The organism is Citrifermentans bremense, assembly GCF_014218275.1.
Taxonomy (GTDB): domain Bacteria; phylum Desulfobacterota; class Desulfuromonadia; order Geobacterales; family Geobacteraceae; genus Geomonas; species Geomonas pelophila.
Genome location: NZ_AP023213.1, coordinates 1,105,388 through 1,130,145, shown reverse-complemented (window position 1 = coordinate 1,130,145; position 24,758 = coordinate 1,105,388). Strand labels below are relative to the sequence as shown.

Annotated in this window: 22 protein-coding genes; 3 read left to right on the top strand and 19 right to left on the bottom strand. The window is 62.9% G+C overall.

Annotated features, from left to right (window positions below; translation table 11 throughout):
- Position 1: 1 nt before the first annotated feature.
- The 10 genes from cmk to GEOBRER4_RS04830 all read right to left on the bottom strand — a co-directional run bounded on the left by cmk (position 2) and on the right by GEOBRER4_RS04830 (position 10,103).
- Positions 2-703: a (d)CMP kinase gene (gene cmk, locus GEOBRER4_RS04875; RefSeq protein ID WP_085813567.1), complete on the bottom strand. Its 702-nt coding sequence runs from the start codon at positions 701-703 to the stop codon at positions 2-4.
- Positions 700-1,989, bottom strand: coding sequence for a 3-phosphoshikimate 1-carboxyvinyltransferase (gene aroA / locus GEOBRER4_RS04870; RefSeq protein WP_185244464.1), 1,290 nt, complete (start codon positions 1,987-1,989; stop codon positions 700-702). The genes cmk and aroA overlap by 4 nt, the downstream gene beginning before the upstream one ends.
- A gap of 196 nt (positions 1,990-2,185) precedes the next feature.
- Positions 2,186-3,046 (bottom strand): prephenate dehydrogenase, encoded by an 861-nt coding sequence (locus GEOBRER4_RS04865; RefSeq protein ID WP_185244463.1) that lies wholly within the window; start codon positions 3,044-3,046, stop codon positions 2,186-2,188.
- 12 nt (positions 3,047-3,058) lie between these two features.
- Entirely contained in the window at positions 3,059-4,138 is a 1,080-nt protein-coding gene (pheA, locus tag GEOBRER4_RS04860; RefSeq protein WP_185244462.1) for a prephenate dehydratase, read from the bottom strand.
- Between the two features lie 107 nt (positions 4,139-4,245).
- A complete protein-coding gene (locus GEOBRER4_RS04855; protein WP_185244461.1) occupies positions 4,246-4,989 on the bottom strand; it encodes a hypothetical protein in 744 nt (247 codons plus the stop codon).
- Positions 4,990-5,164: 175 nt separating this feature from the next.
- Positions 5,165-6,322: an ABC transporter permease gene (locus GEOBRER4_RS04850; RefSeq protein WP_185244460.1), complete on the bottom strand. Its 1,158-nt coding sequence runs from the start codon at positions 6,320-6,322 to the stop codon at positions 5,165-5,167.
- A gap of 342 nt (positions 6,323-6,664) precedes the next feature.
- A complete protein-coding gene (locus GEOBRER4_RS04845; protein ID WP_185244459.1) occupies positions 6,665-7,831 on the bottom strand; it encodes an ABC transporter permease in 1,167 nt (388 codons plus the stop codon).
- The gene (locus tag GEOBRER4_RS04840; RefSeq protein WP_185244458.1) at positions 7,832-8,521 is read right to left on the bottom strand and encodes an ABC transporter ATP-binding protein; all 690 of its coding nucleotides are present in this window, start codon (positions 8,519-8,521) and stop codon (positions 7,832-7,834) included.
- A gap of 2 nt (positions 8,522-8,523) precedes the next feature.
- Positions 8,524-9,741 (bottom strand): efflux RND transporter periplasmic adaptor subunit, encoded by a 1,218-nt coding sequence (locus tag GEOBRER4_RS04835; protein WP_185244457.1) that lies wholly within the window; start codon positions 9,739-9,741, stop codon positions 8,524-8,526.
- Between the two features lie 80 nt (positions 9,742-9,821).
- A complete protein-coding gene (locus tag GEOBRER4_RS04830) occupies positions 9,822-10,103 on the bottom strand; it encodes a DUF503 domain-containing protein (RefSeq protein WP_085813575.1) in 282 nt (93 codons plus the stop codon).
- 449 nt (positions 10,104-10,552) lie between these two features.
- On the opposite strand from GEOBRER4_RS04830, the gene rdgC reads away from it, so the two are divergent.
- A complete protein-coding gene (rdgC, locus tag GEOBRER4_RS04825; protein WP_185244456.1) occupies positions 10,553-11,743 on the top strand; it encodes a recombination-associated protein RdgC in 1,191 nt (396 codons plus the stop codon).
- A 163-nt stretch (positions 11,744-11,906) separates the two neighbouring features.
- On the opposite strand, the gene mnmA is transcribed toward rdgC, so the two are convergent.
- Positions 11,907-12,974, bottom strand: coding sequence for a tRNA 2-thiouridine(34) synthase MnmA (gene mnmA, locus GEOBRER4_RS04820; RefSeq protein ID WP_185244455.1), 1,068 nt, complete (start codon positions 12,972-12,974; stop codon positions 11,907-11,909).
- Positions 12,975-13,195: 221 nt separating this feature from the next.
- Here mnmA and GEOBRER4_RS04815 point away from each other — a divergent pair, with 221 nt between their 5' ends.
- Positions 13,196-14,023 carry an HDOD domain-containing protein gene (locus GEOBRER4_RS04815; protein WP_185244454.1) on the top strand — a complete coding sequence of 276 codons (828 nt, stop codon included), beginning with the start codon at positions 13,196-13,198 and terminating at the stop codon, positions 14,021-14,023.
- A 24-nt stretch (positions 14,024-14,047) separates the two neighbouring features.
- On the opposite strand, the gene GEOBRER4_RS04810 is transcribed toward GEOBRER4_RS04815, so the two are convergent.
- From GEOBRER4_RS04810 to GEOBRER4_RS04775, 8 genes are all read right to left on the bottom strand, one after another.
- The gene (locus GEOBRER4_RS04810; RefSeq protein ID WP_185244453.1) at positions 14,048-14,473 is read right to left on the bottom strand and encodes a (deoxy)nucleoside triphosphate pyrophosphohydrolase; all 426 of its coding nucleotides are present in this window, start codon (positions 14,471-14,473) and stop codon (positions 14,048-14,050) included.
- A gap of 100 nt (positions 14,474-14,573) precedes the next feature.
- Positions 14,574-15,704 (bottom strand): ABC transporter permease, encoded by a 1,131-nt coding sequence (locus GEOBRER4_RS04805; protein ID WP_085813580.1) that lies wholly within the window; start codon positions 15,702-15,704, stop codon positions 14,574-14,576.
- Between the two features lie 10 nt (positions 15,705-15,714).
- Positions 15,715-16,848: an ABC transporter permease gene (locus GEOBRER4_RS04800; RefSeq protein WP_185244452.1), complete on the bottom strand. Its 1,134-nt coding sequence runs from the start codon at positions 16,846-16,848 to the stop codon at positions 15,715-15,717.
- On the bottom strand, positions 16,845-17,999 hold the full coding sequence (locus tag GEOBRER4_RS04795; protein ID WP_185244451.1) for a hybrid sensor histidine kinase/response regulator: 1,155 nt from the start codon (positions 17,997-17,999) through the stop codon (positions 16,845-16,847). Before GEOBRER4_RS04795 ends, GEOBRER4_RS04800 begins: the two co-directional genes overlap by 4 nt.
- Complete coding sequence (locus tag GEOBRER4_RS04790; protein ID WP_185244450.1) at positions 17,996-20,761, bottom strand: PAS domain S-box protein; 2,766 nt, start codon at positions 20,759-20,761, stop codon at positions 17,996-17,998. Before GEOBRER4_RS04790 ends, GEOBRER4_RS04795 begins: the two co-directional genes overlap by 4 nt.
- A gap of 192 nt (positions 20,762-20,953) precedes the next feature.
- Entirely contained in the window at positions 20,954-21,913 is a 960-nt protein-coding gene (locus tag GEOBRER4_RS04785; protein ID WP_185244449.1) for an ABC transporter ATP-binding protein, read from the bottom strand.
- A gap of 72 nt (positions 21,914-21,985) precedes the next feature.
- On the bottom strand, positions 21,986-22,909 hold the full coding sequence (locus tag GEOBRER4_RS04780; protein ID WP_185244448.1) for an ABC transporter ATP-binding protein: 924 nt from the start codon (positions 22,907-22,909) through the stop codon (positions 21,986-21,988).
- 13 nt (positions 22,910-22,922) lie between these two features.
- The gene (locus tag GEOBRER4_RS04775; protein WP_185244447.1) at positions 22,923-23,924 is read right to left on the bottom strand and encodes an HlyD family secretion protein; all 1,002 of its coding nucleotides are present in this window, start codon (positions 23,922-23,924) and stop codon (positions 22,923-22,925) included.
- Between the two features lie 122 nt (positions 23,925-24,046).
- Here GEOBRER4_RS04775 and GEOBRER4_RS04770 point away from each other — a divergent pair, with 122 nt between their 5' ends.
- Positions 24,047-24,622 (top strand): ANTAR domain-containing response regulator, encoded by a 576-nt coding sequence (locus tag GEOBRER4_RS04770; protein WP_185244446.1) that lies wholly within the window; start codon positions 24,047-24,049, stop codon positions 24,620-24,622.
- Positions 24,623-24,758: the final 136 nt, after the last annotated feature.

The window sequence follows — 24,758 nt, the reverse complement described above, 5'->3', positions numbered from 1 at the left end:
GTTACCCCTTACCCCCTTGGGCCAGGCGTTCTTTCACGGTCCGTTCCATCAGTTCCAGCACCTGCTCGATGGAGAGGCTGGTGGAATCGATGGGGACGGCGTCTTCGGCCTGCTTGAGCGGTGCGTGCTCGCGCCCCTCGTCCTGCCGGTCGCGCTGGATCACCTTGGCTATGGTCTCTTCGAGAGTCGCGCTCTCGCCGCGAGCGGCGAGCTCCAGGTAGCGGCGACGGCCGCGCTCCTCGGCGCTGGCGGAGAGAAAGAACTTCACCTCGGCGTCGGGAAAGACCACGGTGCCGATGTCGCGCCCTTCCAGGATAACCCCTCCCTTGGCGCCCATCCTGCGCTGCATTTCCAAAAGCGCCTGGCGCACGGGCTTGCGCGCCGAGATGGTCGAGGTCAAAAGCCCGATCTCCTCGGTCCTGATCTCGCTGGAAACATCTTCGCCGTTGGCGAGCACCCGGCAGGTCTCGCCGTCGCGGGCAAAGCTGATCTCGAGGCCTTGGCAGAGCTCCGCCAGCCCTTTATCGTCGTCGCTGGCGATGCCGGCGCGCTTGGCAGAAAGGGCCACGGCGCGGAACATGGCGCCGGTGTCGATGTGGATGTACCCCAGGCGTTTGGCGAGAAGCTTGGTGAGGCTGCTTTTGCCGGCCCCGGACGGGCCGTCGATGGCTACGATTACTCCGTTTTCCCTTACCGCGCTCACCGCTGCGCCACCCCCTCGAGGAGGCTTACGAAGCCGGGGAACGAGGTCGCGATGCACTCGGTGTCCGATACGCTGGTCTCGCCCTGGGCGACCAAGCCTGCGACCATCATGGACATGGCGATCCTGTGATCGCCGAAGCTGTCGGCGGCACATCCCTTCAAGGCGGCAACGCCGGTGATCTTCATGCCGTCCGGAGTCTCGACGATCTCGACGCCGGCGCGCCTCAAGTTGTCGGCCATGGCGGAGATGCGGTCGGTTTCCTTGACCCGGAGTTCCGCGGCGTCGCGCACGACGGTGGTCCCTTGCGCCAGCGAAGCGGCGACGCAGATGGCGGGGAACTCGTCGATGGCGCGCGGCACCACCTCCCCGGAGATCTCCATAGCGGTCAGTTTCGAGTGGCGCACCCTGATGTCGGCGACCGGCTCACCCGATTCGTCGCGCTGGTTCGTAAGTTCCAGGTCTCCCCCCATCCCCTTGAGCACGTCGATGATGCCGGTGCGGGTCGGGTTGATGCCGACGCCGCGGATCAAGAGATCGGAGCCGGGTACGATGAGGGCCGCGACCATGAAGAAGGCGGCCGAGGAGATGTCGCCCGGGACAACTATGTCGCGTCCGGTAAGCTCCGCCCCGCCGCGCACCTTGACGCCGCCGGGGAAGGTCTCTACGTGTGCGCCGAAAGCGCGCAGCATACGTTCGGAGTGGTCGCGGGAGAGATGCGGCTCGCGCACCACCGTCTCCCCGCCGGCGTAAAGCCCTGCCAGCATGATGGCGGACTTGACCTGGGCGCTGGAAACGGGGGAGTCGTAGTCGATTCCTTTGAGCTTAGAACCCTGGATCGCCAGCGGGGCCTTCTCACCACCGGCGCGCCCCGAGATGCGGGCGCCCATCTGGGCCAGGGGTCCCACAACGCGCTTCATGGGGCGGGCGCGCAGGTACTTGTCCCCGGAAAGGACCGAGAAGAAGTTCTGCCCGGCGAGCAGGCCGGTCAAAAGGCGCATCGAGGTCCCGGAGTTGCCGCAGTCGACCACGTCGGTGGGCTCGCTCAGGCCGTGCAGCCCCCGCCCCTGGATGGTGACCGTTTCCCCGTCGTCATCGATCTGCACCCCCATGGCGCGGAAGGCTTCCAGGGTGGCCAGGGCGTCCTCGCCGCGCAGAAAGCCGGTCACCTTGGTGACGCCGGAGGCGATGGAGCCGAACATGATGGAGCGGTGCGATATCGACTTGTCGCCGGGGACGCTGATTTCTCCCCGTACCGATTTTGCGGGTTGAACCGTATAGCTTTGCATGAGTACCCCTGAGAACCGGGGCTAGGGGCTGGGGGCTAGGGACTGGCACCCCCACCTCAACAGCACTTCCTTCCCAGTCTATCTTTCCTGATGTTGTACTGCGAAACCAACAGCCCGAGGCTGGACCCCGAATTTTCTTTTACTGTTCGCTAGTCGCCAGCCCCCAGTCCCTAGCCCCGGGTTTCCAGCCCCTGCCTTACAGAATAGCGTCGCGCTTTTCTTTCGAGTTGAGGAAGAAGCTGCGGAGCCCTTCGGCGTCACCCTCCGCGACCAGGCCGCGCAGCGTTTCCAGGTATCCCGAGAAGAAATCCATCATCTCCAGGATGGCGTCGCGGTTGGTGAGAGCGATGTCGCGCCACATGACGGGGTCGGACGAGGCGATGCGGGTGAAATCCCGGAAACCGCCGGCGGAGAAGGAGAGGAGATCCCCCCCGAAGCGGTCGTAGCCGTCGACGGCGTTGACCAGCGAATAGGCGACCATGTGCGGCAGGTGCGAGATCGCGGCCACGACGCGGTCGTGCTGGACGGGGTCCATGAGCGGAACCGTGGAGCCGGCGATCTTCCAGATCTCCACCACCTTCTCCAGCGCGAGGGCGTCGGTGTTGGCGGTCGGCGTCACGATGCAGCGCTTCCCCTGGTACAGCGTCGAGAAGGATGCCTCGACCCCGGAGTGCTCGGTCCCGGCGATGGGGTGTCCCCCTACGAAGAAGGTCCCCTCGGGCATGAGCTGCTCGCAAGCCTCGACCACGAATTCCTTGACGCTCCCGCCGTCGGTCACGATGCAGCCCGGCGCGAGAAACGGTGCGATTTCTGCCACCACCTTGGGGATGGCGCAGACCGGCGTCGCCACGAAGACCAGGTCGGCTCCGGCGACGCCTTCCTTGGCGTTCGTGGTGTAACGGTCCAAAACACCCAGCTCCACGCCGCGCTTCAGGTTTTCCTCGCCACGGCCGATGCCGACCACTTCCTTTACCGCACCCTTCTCGCGCAGGATGCGGGCGAGCGAGCCCCCGATCAGCCCGACGCCGATAACGGCCATCCGATTGAATACCAGCATGCTAGCTCTCCCTCATGAACGCGCCCGGGGATAGGAGCCAAGCACCTTGACGAACTGGCAGCAGCCGGAAAGTTCCTTGACCGCCTCGGCTACCTCCGGGTCGGAGATGTGGCCTGAGAGGTCGAGGTAGAAGATGTATTCCCACGCCTTGCGCTTCAGGGGGCGGGACTCGATCTTGGAGAGGTTGATGCCGCGCTGGGCGAAAGGCTCCAGCATCCGGTGCAGGATGCCGGGCTCGTCGCGGACCGAGAACATGAGCGAGGTCTTGTCGTCTCCGCTGCGGTCGGCCATCTTGCGGCCGATGACCAGGAAGCGGGTGAAGTTGTTCACCTGGTCCTCGATGCGGGCCTTGACCACCTTGAGGTTATAGATGGAGGAGGCGTACTCGCTGGCGATGGCCGCGGCGGTGTAATCTTCGGACACGATCTGCGCGGCGAGGGTAGTCGAGGCGACGTCGACCAACGGCACGTTGGGGAGGTTCTCGGCGAGCCACTTGCGGCACTGGGCCAGGGGCTGCGGGTGCGAGTAGACCTTCTTTATGTCCTCGAAGCGCCCGGTGCGGGAGAGGAGGAAATGGGAAACCTCCAGGAGCACCTCGGCGTTGATCTTCAGTTCGCTCTCCATGAACATGTCGAGCGTATGGGAGATCATCCCTTCGGTCGTGTTCTCGACCGGCACCACTCCGTAATACGCCTCCCCCTTCTCCACCGCCTCGAATACGGCGGGGATGGAGCGCTCCGGGGAGAGCGAGGCAGAGAGGCCGAAGTGCTGCATGGCGGCCAGGTGGCTGAAGGTGGCGCTGGGTCCCAGGAAGGCGACGTTCAGGGGTTTTTCCAGCGCCAGCGAAGCGGAGATGATCTCGCGGAAGACGCCCCGCACCGCGTCGGACGGGAAAGGCCCGGGATTGGCTGCGGTGAGGCGCTCGTAGATCTCCCTCTCGCGGCTGGGGACGTGGAAATCGCTGTGGCTTTTCGTCTTGACCGCGCCGACCTCCATGACGAGCTTGGCCCGCTGGTTCAAAAGGTCGAGGATGCGGTCGTCGACGGCATCTATTTCCTGACGGAGTTTTTCCAGAGTCTGCTTTTCTTTCAAAGCGTTCGGTCACCTTTCAGGAGGGGGATAGTGGCTCTCAGCGGAGCTGATACTTATAAGGCACAAGATGCAAATATGCAACTTTTTTCTGACTTTTTCGCCCTGCCTCAGGTCACCTCGGCATGCGCCTGCGGGTTCATCGGGTTCATCCTGACCGCCAGCGAAAAGAGGTAGGGGTAATCCTTTTGCAGGTGGGACATGTACGAGAGCCACTCGATGAGAAGGTGGTTGTGGGCCCTTTTCATGTCTCCGGCCAGGTGCTCGAGGTCGCTTGCGGGAAGGGAGGCGAGGCAGTGGCGTGCCTGGAGCTCCTCGATCAGGTGGAACACCGCCCAGAGCAGGTCGGTGAAGGACTCGTGCTCCAAAAGGTTCGGGTTCTCCATGAGCGAGAGCATGACCCCTTTCTTCTCCGACAGGAACTCCTTCAGACGGGGAAGGTCCCCCAGGCGTGCGTCGAGGCGGATCTCGTGGCTTTTGAGGAAGTCGCGGGCGGTGCGGTAATCATCCTCGCGCCAGCGCACGGTGACGTTGAGCCTTTGCCTCAGCTCCTCTCCGTCCGGGAAGAATTCGAGGAAGTCGCGCAAGAGCCTCGTGCCGACCTCGCTGAAGAAGATGCCGATCACCATGTTGAGCTTCTTGAGCATCGCCTCGCGCTCGCGCTCCCGCAGGACCCGCTCGATCATGAGCGTGACGAAGAGGACGTACACCGGGAGGAAGGCGACGTTGGACATGAAGCCGAAGCCGATTTCGCCGGCGCGGCCGAAGAGGAAATAATCCATGAAGTAGAGAACGATTGAGACCAGGAGCAGCAGGTAGACGATACGGTCGTGGGGCATGCGGATGAATCTCAAAAAAACCTCCTGAAAAACAAAAAAATCGCACACGGATTACACGGAAACAAAAACGATAACTGCAGATAACACCTGTAAACCTCACATCTATAAACTATTTCTCTTCAGACCTATCCGCCTTTATCCGCGTTTTCCGCCAAATCCGCGTGCGATGCCTTTGATCTTGCTCAATGTTTCAGCCTATACGTTTGAGCCCTTGGGCGATGCGGATGGTGGCGCCGCGCCAGGTTGGGAAAATCCCGGAAACGACGCCGACGGAAAGGGCGGCCAGCATCTCGTAGAGCAGGGTCTGCATCGATACGCTGAAAAATGGGAAGTACTGCGCCAGTTCCACTTCGATCCAGTGGGCGGCGGGGAAGGTCGCCGCAACCCCCAAGAGGCCGCCCAGCAGGGAGATGGCGACAGACTCGCCGAAGATGAGCCCCGCCAGGTGCCCGGCCTTGAACCCCAGCGTCTTAAGTGTCGCGTACTCGCCGATCCTCTCCCGCGCCGTCATAGCCATGGTGTTGGCCGCAACCACCATGATGATGGCGATGACCATGTAGGACACGATCTGGATCGCCACCATGATCGCCTCGGTCATGGCGATGAACCCCATGTGAAACGCCTTCTCGGTCTCGGTCAGGGTCTCCGCCAGCGAGTTCTTGAACATCGAGTCGACGGCAAGGGAAACCTCGGGCGCCAATTCCGGCCGCTTCACCCCGATCATGAAGAACCCGACCTGGTCCGCCCTCCTCGGGGAACTCTGGCGCACGCTCTCGTTCAGGTAGCTCCAGTGGAACAACATCAGCCGCTCCTCGGTGGCCTTCTCTGCGCCGTGGTAGATCCCGCGTACCACGAACTCCCAGTTGCCGGGGAAGATGGTCCCTTTGAGGGTGATGAGGTCCCCCACCTTCCAGCCGTAGGTCTTCGCCAGGCGCTCCCCGACGATGCACCCCTTGCGGTCGAGGATGAAGTCGTTCTTCTCCTTCTCCGGGAGGACGAACTCGGGGTAAAGGGCGAGGTAAGTGCGTGGTTCGACCGCATAGTTGGCGAAGAAGTTCTTCTCCTCGATGTAGACGCCGCCGAACCAGTTGCCGTAGGAGACCGAGCTCACCCCGGGGACGCCGCGGATGCGGTCAAGGTAGGAGAAGGGGAGCGGGAAGACGAGCGAGATGGCGTTGCGGGTGACGAGCCTGGTGTCGGAGGCGTGCTCCGCGCCGGCGTACCAGAGCCCGACCAGGGTGCGCAAGAGCCCGAAGGCGAGGACCGCCACGGCGACGCCGACGACAGTCAGCACCGAGCGGAGCTTGTGCCGGAAGAGGTTCCGTATGATGTATTTCAGTATGAACACCAAAACCCCCAAAAAACCAAGAAACCAAAAGCAAAGGCACTCACCACAGAGGACACAGAGAGGCACAGAGGAAAAACAAAAACGAGGAAAACCTCAAACCTTTTGAGGGGAAAAGCAAAGGCCAAAAAACAGAAACAAAAAAACTGCCCCTGAGGTCAACGGAGAAAAACAAGAAAAGCGCCAACGGATTTCGTGAAAAATCAAAGCCTTTTGCCTTTCCTCCGTGGTTCCTCTGTGCAGCCTCTGTGGTGGGTGCCTTTAGTTTTTCCCCTAAAAAAACCTCTGTGACCTCCGTGAACCTCCACGACCTCTGTGTTCCGCCTTTGTGTTCCGTTTTTAAGCTTATGTCGCCCGCAGGGACTCTACTATGTTCATCCGCGAGGCACGGAACGCGGGGAGCGTGCCTCCGACGAGCCCCATGACGGCGGAAAACAACAACGACTTCCAGACGATGGAAAAGTTGAGCGTGAAGGAAAAGGCAAGCTCGGAAAAGGAGGCCCAGTTCATGGTGGATATGGTGATGAGCTGCATGAAGCTGGCGGCGAAGATCCCCAGTCCCCCGCCGCAAAGCCCCAGAAAGAGCGCCTCAACGATGAAGGCGGAGAGGATGCTCTTCCTCTGGAACCCCAGCGCGCGCAGAGTACCGATCTCGGTGACCCGATTGGCGACGGCTGCGTACATGGTGATGGTCGCCCCGATCACGGCGCCTATGGAAAAGACGACAGTCAAAACCATCCCCAGTATGTTCAGGAATTTCGCCATGGCCTCGGACTGGTCCAGGTAATACTCGGTCTCGCGCTTGGCCTCGACGGTGAGCCTCGGGTCGCTCTCCACCCGCGTCTTGTAGGAGTCGAAGCTTGTGGAGTCGCGCAAACGGAAGATGATGGAGGAGTAGGCCTGCCTGCGGAAAGCCTGCATCAGCTGGTCGGCATCCCCCCAGATCTCGGAGGAAAAGCCGGTGGAACCGGCGTCGAAGACGCCGACTACCCGCCAGTCGCGCATCCCGAACCTGATGGTCTCACCCAGCCCGCCCCCCTTGAAGCGCCGGGCGATGCTCTCGCCGGCGATCACCTCGGCGGAACCCGGGCGCGGCATGCGCCCTTCCTTGAGCCTTATGGCGGGACGCAGCTTGAGCGAAGTCGGGGTCACCCCCCTGATTATGACGTTGGAAGGTTTGTCCCCCACCCGCTTTTTCAGGTTGATCAGCACCACCACTTCCTTGGCTAAAAGCGGCTCCCCGTCGGCGCCGATTGCTACCTCCGGCTGGCTCTCCAGAAGCGCCGCCTGGGAGCGCTCCACGCCGCTTTGCACCTCGGAGCCGGCGGCTTTTCTGAGCAGCACCACGTTGTCGGGAGATCCGGTCTGCACCAGGGTCTTCTGCAGCCCCTCGGTCAGCATCAGGGTCGCGGCGAAGACGAAGACCACGAGCCCCATGCCGCTTGCGGTGAGCAGCGTGGTAAGCCGCCGGGTCCAGAGGTTGCGGAAACTGTAGGAGTATGGGATTCCCATCTAGCTCACGCTCAACTCGCCCTTCTCGAGATGCCTGATGATATGGGCTTTTTCGGCGGCGCGCGGGTCGTGGGTGACCATGATGACGGTCTTGCCGAACTCGTGGACCAGGCGGTCCATGAGCTGCAGGATCTCTTCGGCGGAGGCGCGGTCGAGGTCGCCGGTCGGCTCGTCCGCCACCAGGATCTCGGGGTCGGTGACTATGGCCCGTGCGATGGCGACCCTTTGCTGCTGACCGCCGGAGAGCTGCGAGGGGTAGTGGTCCATCCGGTCGGCAAGCCCCACCACGGAGAGGACAGCCTCGACATGCTCGCGCCGCTCGCGCCTTTTCAGCGGGGTGAGCAAGAGGGGAAGCTCTACGTTCTCGAAAGCGGTCAGGACAGGTATCAGGTTGTAGAACTGGAAGATGAAACCGACGTTGCCGGCGCGCCAGCGCGCCAGCTCCCCCTCGCTCAGCCGGGTGATCTCCACCTCGCCGATGGTGATGGTGCCTTCATCGGCGGTGTCGATACCGGCGATCAGGTTCAAGAGCGTGCTCTTGCCGGAGCCGGAGGGGCCCATGAGGGCCACGAACTCGCCTTGGGCGATGTCGACGTTGATGCCGGAGAGGACCGGGATGGCCTGGTTGCCGCGGCGGTATCCCTTGGAGAGTTTGCGGATCCTGACGATGGGAGGGGTGTTTTCAGCCATGGCTATTTTTCCGCCGTCTTCACGCGGCTTTGGTCCTTGAGCTTGTCCAGGGGTTTGGTTGCGATACGGTCCCCGGCCTTGATGCCTGAAACCACCTCGACCATGTCGCCGAGCTTACCACCGAGCATCACCGGGGTCTGCCGCACGCGGTCGCCGGCGACCACGAAGACGAACTCCTTGCCGTCGCGCTTAACCACGGCGGCGGGAGGGATCGCCACCCGCGGCTTTCCCTCTCCCGGCTTCAGCTCCCGCTCCAGGAAAGCGACCTTGGCGCTCATCTCGGGAAGGATGCGCTTGTCCTCGTCGAGGAAGCGGACCTTCACCATGACGCTCCCCTTGCTGCGGTCGGCAGTCGGGACTATGGTATCGAGCGCCCCGCGGAAGCGCGCCTCGGGGAGGGCGTCCAGGAGGATCTCGCAGGGCTGTCCCACGCGCACCTTGCCGAGGTTCGCTTCGGAGACGTCCGCCTCCACTTCGAGCGACCCCATGTCGGCAAGGGTGACGACGGCTGCCTTGGCGTTGGCGGCGGCGGCAAGGGGGGAAACGATATCGCCCACGTCGGCGTTCTTGGTCAGCACCACCCCGTCGAAGGGGGCGCGGATCAGCGTGTAGTCTAGCAAGGCCTCGGCCCCCTGCAGCGCGCTGTGGGCACCCTTCAGGTTCGCCTGCGCCGCGGCGCTGGCAGCCACCGCCCGCTGGTAGCGTGCGTCAGCGGTGTCGAAATCGGCCTGGGCGACGATCCCCTGGGAAACCAGCTCCCTCATGCGCGCGAGGTTGCGGGACGCGTCCCTTTGCTCCACCCGGGCCTGTTCCAGGTTCTTCTCCGCCGCGGAAACGCTCGCCGCGGCCTCCCCCTTCTGCGCGGCTACGTCCCGGTTTTCCAGGCGAGCCAAAAGCTCACCCTGCCGCACCACACTCCCCTCCTGGACACCGAGCCATTCAAGGCGCCCGGTCGCCTTGGAGGAAACGGCGGCCTTGCGCTGCGCCACCACGTAGCCGCTCGCGTTCAAAAGGGAAAAGGTCTGGGAAGGGTAGACCATGGAAACGGTGGCGACCTCGATGTCGACGCTGCGCCGGGAAAACCAGCCGAAAACGACAAGGACCAGGAGTATCACCAGCGACGCCGCAATTATCCTGGAGCGCCAGGGGCTCCCGGCGCCGCTTGCCGGGGAATAGCGTTTCTTGTCGATGGTGAGCTTGTTAAGGTCTTCCTGTGCCATGCGGTTTCACCCCGGTTTACAAGATCATAACGAGCGGAAGCTAACACATTTCGCCTGGGCTGTATAGCGTGCAAATGAGGCTACAGCTCCTCCACCTGTACGTCGCTCACTTCCAGGTCCGGCCGCTCCGACACCAGCCAGGATTCGAGCTCCTGCAGTATCTGCCGCGCGCGGGCTGCGCTGGGGGCGACGGTCACGAAGCTGAGCTCGGCATCCATGGGCTGATCGTGAAGCTCGCTCTCGGTACAGGCTACGTTGAACCGGTTGCGCGCCCGGGAGAGAACGCTCTTCACGATGGCGCGCTTCTCCTTGAGCGTGCGGCTTGGCAGCAACAGCCTCATCTGCAACAGTGCCACGTGCATGTTCCCCTCCTACTGCAAGCTGCGAAGATTGGACAGAGCCATTCATGCAAACTTCACGATTCTACCATAGAGGGCGCAGAGACAGGAGCGGCGAACCGTATACAGGGAAGCGGGGCGCGAAGCCTTTACTTACTGTTGTCTTGCCGGCGCAACTCCGTTAAACTGCGCGCTGCCGAAAACGGAGGTGCCATGTACAGATATCGCCTGAAAAACCTTTTGCTCGCCGCCACCCTCATACCCCTCGCCGGATGCAGTCATGCGATGCAGGCACGCAAGGAGAAGGGTAAAGTGCTGGAAAAGATGAGGTGAAACAGAGAAATTTCCTCAGACGTTCTCCCTGCCAAGGGTTTTGTCTTTTAGTTTTTGACTTGCCCGCAACCGGCAAAAGGTGTATCCATGCTGTCCCGCCAAGGCGGACCAGATAAACGCAAAATCCGAAGGAGAAGAAGATGGGCATCCTCGCCAACACAGTAAGCGTCTGCCATTTCAAGGTCCAGGGGGAACTCCCGAACCAGGACCTCTACAGCTGGGTCACCAAGCAACTGGCAGCGAACCGGTTCAACCCGATTGACCAGGGAAGCGAAGAAATGTCGATCGGCTGGGTCCACCTCGACGACCCGAGAGTATCAGACTTCGACACCCCCGCGGCCTGCTGCCGCGAACACTACCTCATGTTCACCCTGCGCCGCGACAAGCGCTCGGTCCCTTCGGCCATCCTGAAGGCCCACCTGGAGAAGGCGCAGGACCAGTTCCTCGCGGAGAACCCCGGCTTCACCAAGGTGCCCAAGCAGAAACGGGAGGACCTGAAGGAAGCGGTGCAGGCGATGCTCCTTTCGCAGACGCTCCCGACCCCGGCCACCTACGACGCGGTCTGGGACACGAAAACCGGCATCCTCACCTTCACCTCGCTATCGCCCAAGGTCATCGAGCTCTTCGAGGAGCAGTTCAAGAAGACCTTCGAGGGGCTTCGGGTCTCCGCGTTCCACCCCTACGCCCGCGCGGAAAGCGTCCTGGACGAGGGGAACAAGGTGCTCCTCAAGCAGGCGAACAAGGCCGGCGGGGACAACTACCTGGAGCTGATCAAGGAGAACCAGTGGCTGGGTACGGACTTCATGCTCTGGCTCATGTACCAGACCATGAACGAGGCGAGCGAGTACACCGTGAACCAGGAAGGGATCCTGCTGGCGAAGGAGCCGTTCGTGGCCTACCTGGACGACCGCGTGGTGCTCCTCGGCTCGGGCGAGAACGGCGCTCAGATGATCACCGTGGCAGGACCTCAGGACCACTTCAACGAGGTGAGAAGCGCGCTTTTGAACAAGAAGCAGATCACCGAGGCGACGCTGCATCTTGAGACCGGCGACGATCACTGGAAGCTGACCCTGAAGGGCGAGCTATTCCACCTGGCATCGTTCAAGTCGCCGGCGGTAAAGCTAGAGAAGGACAGCAGCGTTGACGAGGCGATGGAGAGAGAGGCGGTATTCTTCGAGAGGATGATGCTACTGGAGAAAGGGATTCAGCTTTTAGATTCGGTGTTCGCCACCTTCCTGAAGCTCAGGCTCGGCAGCGAATGGGTCGAGCAGGAGCAGGCGATCCAGAAGTGGCTCAACGTCTGCAGCTTCTGCAACTCTCCGCTGGCTTAGACTGCCTTCCCCCACCCCACCCCTCCCCCGCTGGGGGAGGGAGCTGGTTCTTTAGTTCCAGATCCCTAAGAGAAAGCACACTACTGGCCTGACGGTCCCCTCCCCCCTCCGGGGGGAGGAGTTTATACGCTCCTTCGGGGGAGGAGCTCTACGCGCTCTCGCCCTACATCTTCCGGACGATACGGCCACCGCCCAGAAGCTCGTCTTCGCGGTAGAAGACTACCGACTGCCCCGGCGTCACCGACTTCTGCGGCTCGATAAAGAAGACCTCTCCCAGCCCCTCGCCCAAAAGCCTCACCCGGCACTCTATCGGCTGCTGCCGGTAGCGGATCTTGCAGGTCGTATCGATGGCGTCCCCCTCTACAGGCACCACCCAGTTCAGGTCGCATACCAAGAGCCCCTCGGCGAAGAGATGCCCGGCCTCGCCGACCACCACCTTCCCCTGGGCCGCATCGATCGACACCACGTACAGCGGCTCCTTCCAGGCGACGCCGAGCCCCCGCCTCTGACCGATGGTGTAACGGTGGGTGCCGTTGTGCCTGCCCAAAACGGCGCCGTCGACGTGGACGATGTCGCCGCTTTTACCCGCAACCCGCCCCCCCTTTTCCAGGAAAGCGACGTAGTCGTCGCCGGGAACGAAGCAGATCTCCTGGCTGTCGCTTTTCTGCGCCACCGGGAGCCCGAACTTTTCCGCCAGCCTGCGCACCTCGTCCTTGCTGGGCATATCCCCCAGCGGGAAGATCACGTGGGCGAGCTGCCGCTGGGTCAGTGTGTAGAGAAAGTAGGACTGGTCCTTGGCCAGAAAGGCCGCTTTCAAAAGGTGGTAGGTCCCCTGCTCGTCTCTGCTGGTTTTTACGTAATGCCCGGTCGCGAGGTACTCCGCCCCCAACTCCAGCGCCTTGTCCAAAAGCAGGCCGAACTTCACGTAGCGGTTGCAGCGGACGCACGGGTTGGGTGTCTCGCCTCCCAGGTACTGCGCGCGGAAGTCGTCCATGATGATGCGCGAGAATTCTTCCTCAAGATGCACCAGGTGGAACTCGATCCCAAGGTACTCGGCCACGACCTGCGCGTCACCCTTGGCCCCGGGGTCCTCGCCCTCGCGCGCAAAGAGCTTCATATTGATGCCGATCACCTCGGCGCCCTGCTCTTTCAGGAGCGCCGCGACCGTCGATGAATCAACACCGCCGCTCATGGCGACGGCTACTTTCTTGCCTCTAAAATTCGCTGACATAACTTCTCCGTATGCTTTACTCCAGGCGCAACCATAGTCCTTCAATTCGCCTTGCCAAGGCAACCTTTTTATCAGACAGTCTCTGCTCGCGTTGTCCGCTAAAGGGACAGAATGAGAGCGGAGCCAGAAAGTTCCAGTTGCGCAACAGTTTGCTGTTGTTATCTCTCAGGCAGATGCTTTAAACTGTCGTGTGGCTCGAATCCTCACTCAGGAGAACCGCTATGCCATTACCGCTCGCCATCAAGCGCCTGCTGGGTAACCAGCCGATCGACTTGCCGGTTTTCCACCCGGTAGCGCTCAGGCTGCAGCACCTCCTTGCTACCCCCGACTTCTCGATAGCACAGGTGATATCGCTCGCGAACGAGGATCAGTCGCTGGCGGGGCAGATCCTGAAGCTGGCCAACTCCCCCCTTTATATCGGACGCTTCCGCACCGAGACCATCAAGGACGCGGTGATCAGGCTGGGCGCCCAGCATGTGTGCAACCTGGCGATGGCGGCTTCGCAGGCGGGGCTCCATGTTTCGGAGAACCGGATCATCAACGGGTTCATGCAGTCGCTTTGGCTGCACAGCCACGCCTGCGCCATGGGGAGCCGGTGGCTTGCCCGCAGCGCCGGCTATCCGCAGCGCGCCGAACAGGCGTACATGGCGGGGCTTTTGCACGACATCGGGAAGCTCTACCTGCTGAAGGCCCTGGAGCGGCTGAACAAGGCGGATATGGCGCCGCCCCCGCTGGAGGAGGACCTGCTCGACATCTTCGAGGAGCTGCATGTTGAGCAGGGATGCCGCTTGATGGAGCACTGGAACATGCCGAAGGTGTACTACAACGTGGTGGCCAACCATCATGACGACAACTTCGATACCACTGACATCGTGCTGACGGTGGCGCGGCTGGTGGACAAGGCATGCAAGGTGAAGGGGATCGGGCTGATCAGCGACCCGACCATCGATCTCGAAACCGAGCCGGAAACCTCTCTTTTGCAGTTGTCGCCAGAAGAGATGGAAGGACTGATGAAGGTCCTGGACCACTCCCAGGAGTTCTCCCTGTAAAGCGGTTGTTCCAGCCCCCAGTCCCTAGCCCCTAGCCCCTGCTCTTAACTGCTGGTATTCGAGGATTATCGGCAGGTCCGCGTCGGCCCATTCCAGTTCCAGCATCCTGGCGGGGGAAAGCCATCTGGCCTCGGAGTGCTCGTAAAGGGTGACCTCGCCGGAGACGATTCGGCAGAGGAAGGGATAAAGGGTCACCTCGAAGCCGGGATAGCTGTGGGTCGCAGGCGTCAGGGGAGACCCCACCTCGATCTCCACCCCCAATTCCTCGACCAGCTCCCGCTTCAGGCAATCCTCGCGTCCCTCGCCCGGCTCGATCTTCCCCCCTGGGAATTCCCACCTGAGAGGAAGGTTCATCGACGCGCTCCTCAGCGCCGACAAAACCAGCCCGTTCCGCTCGACTATGGCGCAGGCGACGTGCACGTGTTTTCTCTGTTCTTCCCTATCGCTCATCCTTTTCCGCCTCATACACCTGAATTCACCGCAGGTTTCGTTCCCGCAAAACGGTACGCGAACGGGAAGTTACGGTCAAGGATTATTAAAAGCTCCGCGCCTACCCCAGGGTTTTCTTGAACCTCAGGACAGCGGTGGAGAGTATGGTGACGCCGAGCAGAAGCAGCGCCGCCATCTGCGGCCAGAGGATGTCGATACCGACCCCTTTCTGGAAGATGGCGCGGATGATGACCAGGAAAAAGCGCATCGGGTTCACCAGGGTGAACCACTGCACGACCTGAGGCATGCTCTCGATGGGGAAGGCGAACCCGGAAAGTAGAATGGCGGGGAAGATGACGAAGAAGGCGCTCATCATCGCCTGCTGCTGGGTGCGGCTGATGGTGGAGATGAGAAGGCCTATGCCCAGCGAGCTCATCAGGAAGAGGGCGGTGGCGAAGTAGAGAAGCGGAATGGACCCGCGCAGCGGCACCTCGAACCAGAAGACGGCGACCAGCGAGATGAGCGTCACGTTGATGAAGCCGATGAGGACGAAGGGGATCGTCTTTCCCAGGATGAACTCACCCTTCCCTATCGGGGTCACGATCACCTGCTCTATGGTCCCTATCTCCTTCTCGCGCACCACGGCCATGCTGGAGAGGAGCATGGTGATGATGAAGACGATGTTGGTTATGACCGCGGGGACGTAGTAATTGCGGCTTTCCAGGTTCTCGTTGAACCAGGCGCGGCTCACCAGCTCCACCCCGCCTGGAAAAAGGAGCGCCCCGCCGTGGCGCGCGCCCCACTCCTTTTGCAGGCGCTGGTTGTACCCCCCGACGATCCTGGAGGCGTAGTTGAGCGCGATGCCGGCGGTGTTGGAGTCGGTCCCGTCCAGGATCATCTGGAGTTGCGCCCCCCTCCCCCCGGTAAGCCGCTCGCCCAGGCCCCGGTTCATCCTGAGCACCGCCTTCACCTCCCCCCTGTCGATGAGCTCCTGCGAACTCTTGTCGTCGTAAACCCTTGCCGTGAGCCGGAAATAGCCGGATTTGACGAAGAGGTCGGCTATCTCCCGGCTCTGGTAGCTGTTGTCCAGGTCGTAGACGGCGGTCGCCACCTCGCGCACGTCCGTGTTGACCGCGTAGCCGAAGACGAGCGTCTGCACCACAGGGATCACGAACATCACGAAGCGCATGCGCGGGTCGCGCAGCACCTGGATGAACTCTTTGACCAGCATCGCCTTTAGCCGTTCGATCATGCCCGCCCCCTCACTCGATCTTCTTGCGCAGCTTGTGGTGCGCCAGGGTGAGCACCAGCGCGGCGAAGGCCAGAAGGAAGAGCGCCTCGCCGAAAAGGAGCCGCAGCCCCAGCCCCTTCAGGTAGATCCCCCGCAAGAGGGTGACGAAATAGCGCGCGGTGACGACGTGGGTGAAGAGCTGTATCGGGTACGGCATGTTGGCGATGGGAAAGACGAACCCGGAAAGCAGGAAGGCTGGGAGCATGGTGGCCACGAGCGCGATCTGGCTGGAGAGGAACTGGCTCCTGGTGACGATGCTGATCAGTATCCCGAGCGAGAGGGCGCCGACCAGGAAGACGGAACAGGAGGCGAAGATGAGCCAGAGTTCCCCGCGCAGCGGTATGTGAAAGACGAACTCGCCGACGAGGACAGCGAGCAGAAGGTCGAGCATCCCGATGCAGAAGTAGGGAATCAGCTTCCCAAGAATAAGCTCGCCGCAGGTGACCGGCGTAGCGATCAGCTGTTCCATGGTCCCCACCTCCCATTCGCGGGCAACGGTGAGGGAGGTCAGAAGCGCCGCGATGACCATCATCACCACCGCGATCAGCCCGGGGAAGATATAGTTGCGCGACTCCATGTCGCTGTTGAACCAGACCCGCGGCTCCAGGTCCAGCCCGCTTGCCGGCTGAGGCAAGCCCCCACGCCTGACGGCGTCGAGCGTGACCTCATTGCTGTAGGTGCGGGTCACCCCTTCCGCGTACCCAAGCGCATAGGAGGCGACGTTGGAGTCGCTGCCGTCGATGATGGCCTGAACCGAGGCGCCGCGCCCGGAGGAGATCTTCCCGGCGAAGTCGACCGGGACCACCAGCGCGATCACAGCCCGCCGGGCCTCTATGGCCCGCTCGATCTCGCCGTAGCCTTGAGCCTGTCCGACGAGCTGAAAGTAGCGCGAGGCGCTGAAACCGCTGACGAAGGAGCGGCTGGCCGGGGTCTGGCTCTGGTCCCAGACGACGAGCGGCACCCGGTCCACGTCGAGGGTGAGCGCGTAGCCGAAGAGAAAGAGCATCACCAGCGGGATGGCGATGCCGATCCCGAGGCTCCTCCAGTCCCTGAGGACGTGCAGGAACTCCTTGCGGGCTACTGCCGAGACCCTTTTCGCCTTCACTGTCCGGCTCCGTCCGCCTCCGCGACTGCCGCGCCGGGAGACGCCGGTTCAGGAAGCAGCAGGGGGATCTGCACCTGGAACATGGACCCTCCCCCTGGCGCGCTCTCCGCCCAGATGCTGCCGTTCATCAGCTCGGTCATGCGCCGGGCCAGGGTAAGCCCAAGCCCCAGTCCCGGAAAGGAGCGGGTAATGGAGCCGTCGGACTGGGTGAAGTCGCTGAAGACCCGCTCCAGATCCGCAGGATCGATGCCGATCCCGGTGTCGGCCACCGAGAACTGCAGCATAAGCTCTCCCGCCACCTCCTGGGGGCGCACCTCCAGCGAGACCTTGCCGGCCGGCGTGAACTTGACGGCGTTTCCCAAAAGCATGGAAAGGACCTTGTGCAGCATCCCCTGATCGCTGCTGACCGCTTCCGGAAGCGCCGGGTCCAGGGTGACCTGGAAATCGAGCCCCTTGCCCTCCGCCTGGCTCCGGGCCTCCATGGAGACCGTGTCCAGGAACGCCTTGAGCAGGAAGGGACGGTATTCGGGAGCGCTCCCCTCCCCTTCGAGCCTGCTGGTCTCGATCAGGTCCTCGACGATCCCCAAAAGGCGCAAGGCCGATTTCTGCACCATGCCCAGGTACTTGCGCTTGTTGTCGTCCTCCTCGCTGTCGAGCACGAGGTCGGTCATGCCGATGATGGGGGTGAGCGGGGTGCGCAGCTCGTGGCTCACGCTTCGCAGGAACTCCTTCTTGGCGCGGTCGGCGGCGCTGGCGAGCGTCTCCAGGAGGTCCCGGTACCTTTTCAGCTCCAGGTGGTTCTTCACCCGGGCGCGCACGATATGCGGGGAGATCGGCTTGGTGAGGTAGTCTATGGCGCCTAGCTCCAGCCCCTTGATCTCCTCCTCCTCGCCGATCATCGCGGTGACGAAGATGATCGGGATGTCGCGGGTGGCTGGGTCCCCCTTCAGGATGGAGCAGAGCTCGAAGCCGTCCATCCCCGGCATCATGATGTCCAAAAGGATCAGGTCCGGCTTGTCGGCGCGGATCAGTTCCAGGGCGTCGGCCCCGCTGGTGGCGAAGAAAAGCTCGTACTCCTCCCCCAGGGTCTCGCTCAGGATCTCGATATTGGCAGGGGTATCATCGACGATCATGACCGTCTGGCGTTTCATGGGCTCTCCCTTTGTTCCAAGTGCGGCTCCTGCCTGTCCGCCGGGAAGGCGGAGAGCAGTTGCCGTGCCTTTCTGAAATCAAGCTTTTCCAGGCAGCGCTCCAGCGCCTGGAGTTCTTCGGCGAATTCCCCCGCGGGGACCGCGCTGCAGAACTTCTCGAACTGCCTTTTGGCGTCCAGGCTGTTCTTGGCCAGCAGCCGCTCCAGCTTCGCCTTCTCGGCGGCGAGCTTCGCCGGCTCGAAGCTACCCGCCGCGGCCGCCGCTTTCCTGCGCCGGACAGCTTTCTGCGGCGGCCACGGTTCGACCTCCGGCCACAGCTTGCTGGAGCGCGCCAGCACCCGGACCAGTGTGTCGAGAAGAGAGGAGGGGCGCGCCGGAGCGCAAAGGACCGCCGCCACACCCCACTCGTCCGCCTGCTGCCGCACCGTCTCCAGATGCTCCCGACCCACCGTGGCAAGGACGGGAAGCAGGTTGCGGTACCGGCTCCAGATGCCGCGACAGATCTTCTCCATGCCGTCCAGTCCGGTCGTCGCGCCATCGACCACCAGCAGGTCGAAGGGAGGGTACTCCGGCGGGGCCTGGTCCTTGAGCGCGTCGAGGGCCTCGGGGAGCGTTTCCGCGTATTGAAGCGCGAAGGGCATCCCTTCCATGATCTCCTCGATGCCGGCGCGCGCTTCCTGGTCGCGCTCGACTACCAGCAATCTGAGGTCCGGCAGCTCCTGTTCCCGCGGTTCCCCGACCGGCTTTCCGGCGGCAGGAAGCGCGAGGGGAATGGTGAAGCAGAAGCTGCTGCCGGAGCCGGGCAAGCTCTCCACCTGCAGTCCCCCCCCCATCAGCTCCACCAGCTGCCGGCTGATGGAAAGCCCCAGGCCGGTGCCGCCGTAGCGGCGCGTGGTGGAGCTGTCCGCCTGGGTGAAGGGGGTGAAGATCTTCTCCATCTGCTCGGCGGCGATGCCGATGCCGGTGTCGAGGACGCAGAACTGGACCGCCACCTCTTCCTCATCGCGCCGGACCGGCTTGATGGCTACCACCACCTCTCCCTTTTCGGTGAATTTCACCGCGTTGGCGATCAGGTTGTTCAGCACCTGCGTCAGGCGCAGCGGGTCGCCAACGAGCTTCTTCGGAAGATCGGGGGCAAGGCGGACCCGGAACTCGATCCCCTTTTCCTGTGCCTTGGAGTGGTGCATGTCGGAGATGTTGGCCAGCACCTCGTGCAGGTTCAGCTCGGTCTTCTCCAGTTCCACCTTTCCCGCCTCGATCTTGGAGAAGTCGAGGATGTCGTTGATGATGTTCAGAAGGGTCCGGCTCGACGAGCCGATTTTTTCCAGGTAGCCGCGCTGTTTTGCGTCCAGCTCCGTCTTCAGCGCCAGCCGGCTCAGCCCCATCACCGCGTTCAGCGGGGTGCGGATTTCGTGCCCCATGTTGGCCAGGAACTGGCTCTTGGCGTGGCTGGCCGCCTGCACCAGATCGCGCTCGCGGCGCAGCTCCTCGGCCTCCCTCTTCGTGGTTACGTCCTCGATGACGCCGGCAAGGTACTTGGGCTCCCCCTTGGGACCGCAGACAAGCGACTTGGTCAGGTTCACCCAGACCACCGAGTCGTCTTTCCTCAACTGGCGGATCTCGATGCTGTAGTTGTCGATCTCACGCGCCAGGAGCCTTTCGGCCTGCAGCTGCTCTGCCGCCCGGTCCTCGGGGTGGAAGGTCTGCTCCAGCGACCACCCCAAAAGCTCCTCCTGTTCGTAGCCCAGGATGTCGCAAAAGCGCTTGTTGATGCGGATCAGCGTCCCGCTCAGGGAGAGGTGGCAGATGCCGACCGCGGCCTGCTCGAAGATGTTGCGGAACCGTTCCTCGCTCTCCTTCAACTGCTCCTCGGCGCGCTTTCTGAAGGTGATGTCGGTCAAAACGCCGAGCAGGCCGTAGACGCGCCCGTTGTCGTCCTTCAGGGGGACGAGGGCCTTGCTGATCCAGGCGCCGTCCCTCTCGCGCTGCTCGTCCCGCTCCACCGCCGCGCCGGCCGCCATCACCTTCTCGTCGTCCTCCTGGCGCTTTCTCGCCAAGGCGGGCGGGAACAGGTCGTAGTCGGTCTTGCCGAAGACGTCCCCGGGTTCGACGCCGAGCTCGCGGGCGAAGCTCGAGTTGCAGGAGAGGTAGACGGAGTTGCAGTCCTTCAGGAAGATGCGCTGCGGAAGGTTCTCGATCAGCCCGCGGTAGCGCTTCTCGAAGAAGAGGGCGTTTTCCGCCTCCTTCTGCTCGCTCACGTCCTGCACCACGCTCACCACGCGAAGGGCGGCCCCGGAATCGTCCCTGAACACCTCCCCCACCTCGAAAAGGAAGCACTCCTTTCCCCCGGGGCGCACCAGCGAGTATTCCACGGCAAAGGAGTCGCGTCCGGTGAGGGCCTCCTCGACCGCGGCGGCTACGGCGTCCTTGCCGCATTCAGGGAGGATCGCCAGAAGGCCGTCGTAGTTGTCCGGCGCCTCGTCAAGCGGCACCGAGAAGATACGGCACAACTCCTCGGAGCAGTCCAGCCTGCCGCTGGCAAGGTCCAGGTCCCAGCTCCCGATGCGGGCGATGCGCTGCGAGATGCGGAGCTGCTCCTCGCTGCGCCTTACCGCGTCGTCCGATTGCAGCCGCCACTTGAAGCGCATGGCGTGCAGCGCCCCGATGGCGAGCAAGATCAAGGCGGCCAGGAGCCAACGATGTTCGTAGAGAGCGACCGCGCAAAGAAGCAGCAGCACTCCCCCGCAGAGAAACCAGGCCATCCTGCCTTTGGTATGTGAGGTTGCGGGAGATCCCCGAAAACGCATCTGTCACCTGTGGAAGTGGAGCTTCAAACACCGCTTGGGCAAAGGCCCGGGCTGCGCGCAAGAGGCTTGCGGCAGCGGCTTAAGTGGATTTGGTTGCAGTATCTCTTTATCGGGCGGGTGCCCGGAAACATTAGGGAAAATCAGGGGCTAGCCGCGCGTTCCCTGCGCCTCCATGAAGGAAACGAACAGGTCCTCCAGGGACGGGGTGATGCGCTCCATCCTGAGATCCAGGTCGGGGACCTCTTTCTTGATCGCGGCAATCGCCTGCCCGGCGTTTTCCACCGCCAGGTGCAGCCCCGCCCCGAAGAGCGCCGCGCTCTTCACCCCCGGCAGGGACTCGATCCGCTGCAAAAGCTCGAAGGGGCGCTCGCATCCGACCTCGACGATCTCCCCTGGGAACTCCGCCTTGAGCTGCGCCGGGGTCCCCAGGGCGATCAGCTCTCCCCCGAAGATGAAGCCCAGGCGGTCGCAGCATTCGGCCTCTTCCATGTAATGCGTGGTGACGAAGATGGTGACCCCCTCGCCGGAAAGGCGGTAGATCAACTCCCAGAAGCTGCGCCTGCTGATGGGATCGACCCCCGAGGTGGGCTCGTCCAGGAAAACGATGGGGGGCTCGTGCAGGACGGCGCACCCCAGGGCGAGCCGCTGCTTCCACCCCCCGGAAAGGGCCGCGGCACGGGTTCCACGCTGCTCGGCGAGCCCTGCCATCTCGATGACCCATTCCTTGCGCTCCCTTTTCTTCTCGGCGGGGATGCGGTAGATGCCACTGTAAAAGTCGATGTTCTCCTCCACGGTCAGCTCCTCGTAGAGGGAGAACTTCTGGCTCATGTAGCCGATCTGGTTCTTGATCTGCTCCGACTGGGTGGCGATGTCGTAACCGGCCACGGTCCCGCTGCCGGAAGTTGGGGGGAGGATACCGCAGAGCATCCTGATCGTCGTGGACTTTCCGGCGCCGTTGGGCCCGAGAAAGCCGAAGATCTCGCCCCGCGCCACGTCGAGGGTGACCCGGTTAACCGCGGTGAAGTCGCCAAAGCGACGGGTCAGTTCACGCAGGCTGACTTGCGGCTGGGGGGATTGCGCGTTCGTAGTGGGTGTGTCACCGCTCACTGGTTCGAATTTCCTCCTCGGGAGCCCGCAGCATCAGGGAACCTGTGATCTGCTGGCAGGCCGGCAGAAGCTTCAACGCAAAAAAGAGACGAAAAGGTCTTCCAGGGTAGGCTCGACCTGTCTCACCCTTGAAGGCTCCAGACCCTCCGGCTTCAGGGTCGCCACGGCCCGCTCCCTCGCCTGCTCCGGGTCTTCATCGAAGTACAGGTGCACCTTTTCACCGAAAAGGGCCACGCTTCCTGACGGAAAGGCGCCGGACAAAAGCCGCACGGCTCTTCGAGGCTCCGCGGCTGTCAACTCCAGGACGCCCCCCTTCATGAGCTTCTTGAGCCCCTTCGGGGTGTCGCAGGCCAAAAGCCTGCCGCGGTGCATGAGGCCCACCCTGTGGCAGCGCTCGGCCTCGTCCAGGTACGCGGTCGCAACCAGGATGGCAACGCCTTGCCCCAGAAGGCCGTGGAGTATGCGCCAGAAGTCGCGGCGCGAAACGGGGTCGACGCCGTTGGTCGGCTCGTCCAAAAAGAGCACCCGGGGCCGGTGCACCAGCGCACAGGCAAGCCCTAGCTTTTGCTTCATGCCGCCGGAGAGCTTTCCCGCTAGCCGGTCCTTGAAGGGGGTGAGGTTGCTGAATCCCAAAAGCTCGTCGATCCGGGAGCCTTGCTCGCGTCCGGGGATCATGTGGATGTCGGCGTAGAAACGGAGGTTCTCCAGCACCGTCAGGTCGGGGTAGAGCCCGAAACGCTGGCTCATGTAGCCGATCTCGCCGCGCACCTCCTCGGCCCTTTGCGCCATGTTCCGCCCAAGTACTGTGGCCTCGCCGCCGCTGGGGTCCATGATCCCCGCCAGCATCCTGAGCGTGGTGGTCTTGCCGGCGCCGTCGGAGCCGACCAGGCCGAAGAGCTCTCCCGCCTGCACGGCAAGCGTGAGCTCCTCCACCGCGGTCACCTCGCCGAAGCGCTTTTGCAGCGCGCTGGTGCTGATCGCCTCACCCTGAGCCATCGCTCTCCCCCTGTCAGCGCGCTTGCGGCGCGCCGAGGTCGATCACGGCGTCCGCCGGCATCCCAGGCTTCAGATCCATCCCCGGGTTCGCCAAAGAGATCTTCACCCGGTAGACGAGCTTCACCCGCTCCTTCTCGGTCTGCACGCTCTTGGGGGTGAACTCCGCCTGGCTGGATATGAAGCTCACCCTCCCCTCGAAGGCCTTGCCGGGAAGGCCGTCGGTCGTCACCCGCGCCCTTTGCCCGAGCTTCACCCGCGCCAGTTCCGTCTCGGGGATGTACCCCTTGAGCCAGCAGTCCCCGAGGTCGCCCAGCGTGACCACCGGGGTCCCCGCCGCCACCTGCTCGCCCGGCTCGATCGCCTTACTGAGCACCACCCCGGAAACCGGCGCCGCCAAGGTGGCGTACCCCAGACGCTCCTTTGCCGTGGAGAGCCGCGCCAGCGCCCCCTCGTGGGCCGCACGGGCGGCTTGCACCCTTTCGCGCCGCGCACCCTTGCGCAAAAGCTGCAGCGCCTCCCTGCGCTCGCGCACGGAAGCTGCGGCCCCTTCGTAGGCAGCCTTGGCGGCGTCGAACTGCTGCCGGGGGATCACCTCCCTGGCGAAGAGGGCCTTGCTCCTTTGGAAATCGGCCGCAACCCGCGCGGATTCGGCCTCGGCGCGAGCTAAAAGCGCCGCACCCTGGGCCACCTCTTCGCTGCGGTTGCCCGCCTCCAGTTCGGCCAGCGAAGCGGCGGCGGCAGCCTCATCCGCCTGCGCCAGCTTCAGCGCATCGGCAAGCTCGCGGTCTTCCAGGCGCGCAACCACCTGGCCGCGGGCAACCTGCATCCCCTCGTCGACCAGCCGCTCCTGTACTCTCCCCGGAACCTTGAAGCTCAGCTGCACCTCGGTCACCTCGATGTTCCCGGAGATGCGCAGAGCCGTGGGGCTTTCCCCGTTGCGGCCGTGACGGAGGTAGAAAAAAACCGCCACCGCCGCTGCCACCAGCAATGCCGCAATGATTCCCTTCTTTTTCACAGGCACCTCCAATGATCTAGAACTTATAGCACCAGAATCTTTTTTTTGGAACGCTCTATGCTCTTACCACGGCAGATATGCCGCCACGCGGCTAGTCCAATCGTCGTAAGGAGGTGAAAGACATGGGAAAAGCGGTCCTGTACGTTCGCGACGAGGAGCTCCTGGAGAGCCTAAAAAAGAGGCTCGGCGAGCTGGGTTATGCTGAAATAATAGCTTCCGGGAGCACCGGCGGACTGTTGGGCGACGCCCTGGAGCTGCGTCCCGAGGTGGCGGTCATCGAATACGCCGACGAGGAGCAGGAGATGGGGGCCACGGTGAAGAGGCTCTGGGACCAGCTCGGCGTCCCGATCATCATGATCGCCCGGAGCTGCGAGCTGCAGCAGGTGCAGAAATGGGGGGAGTCGCTGCTGTACACCATCCTCGCCAAGCCGGTGCGGGAAGAGGAACTGGTGGCGGCGCTGGTGCTGTCCGTCGCGGCGGCGCGCCGGGAGGAGCGGCTCAAGGAAGAGGTATCGGCCCTGAAGGAGAGCATCGAAAGCAGGAAGGTGATAGAAAAGGCCAAGGGGCGCCTGATGGACCGCGACAAGCTCTCGGAGGCAGAGGCCTTCAGGAGGATGCAGCGGCTCGCCATGGACCGCAGGATCTCCATGCGCCAGCTGGCCGACGCCATCCTGCTGACCGACAGTATCGGGGGGTGAAGCTTTCTGGTTGACACGGTGCCAGTCATTACCTATATTTCTCAAGGTGTAAAGGGGAGTAGCAATCGGTTGCCACGGCAACCGACCCGTGTTCGTCAAGACGGCTGACAAAGCCCGGACACGGGGCGATGACAAC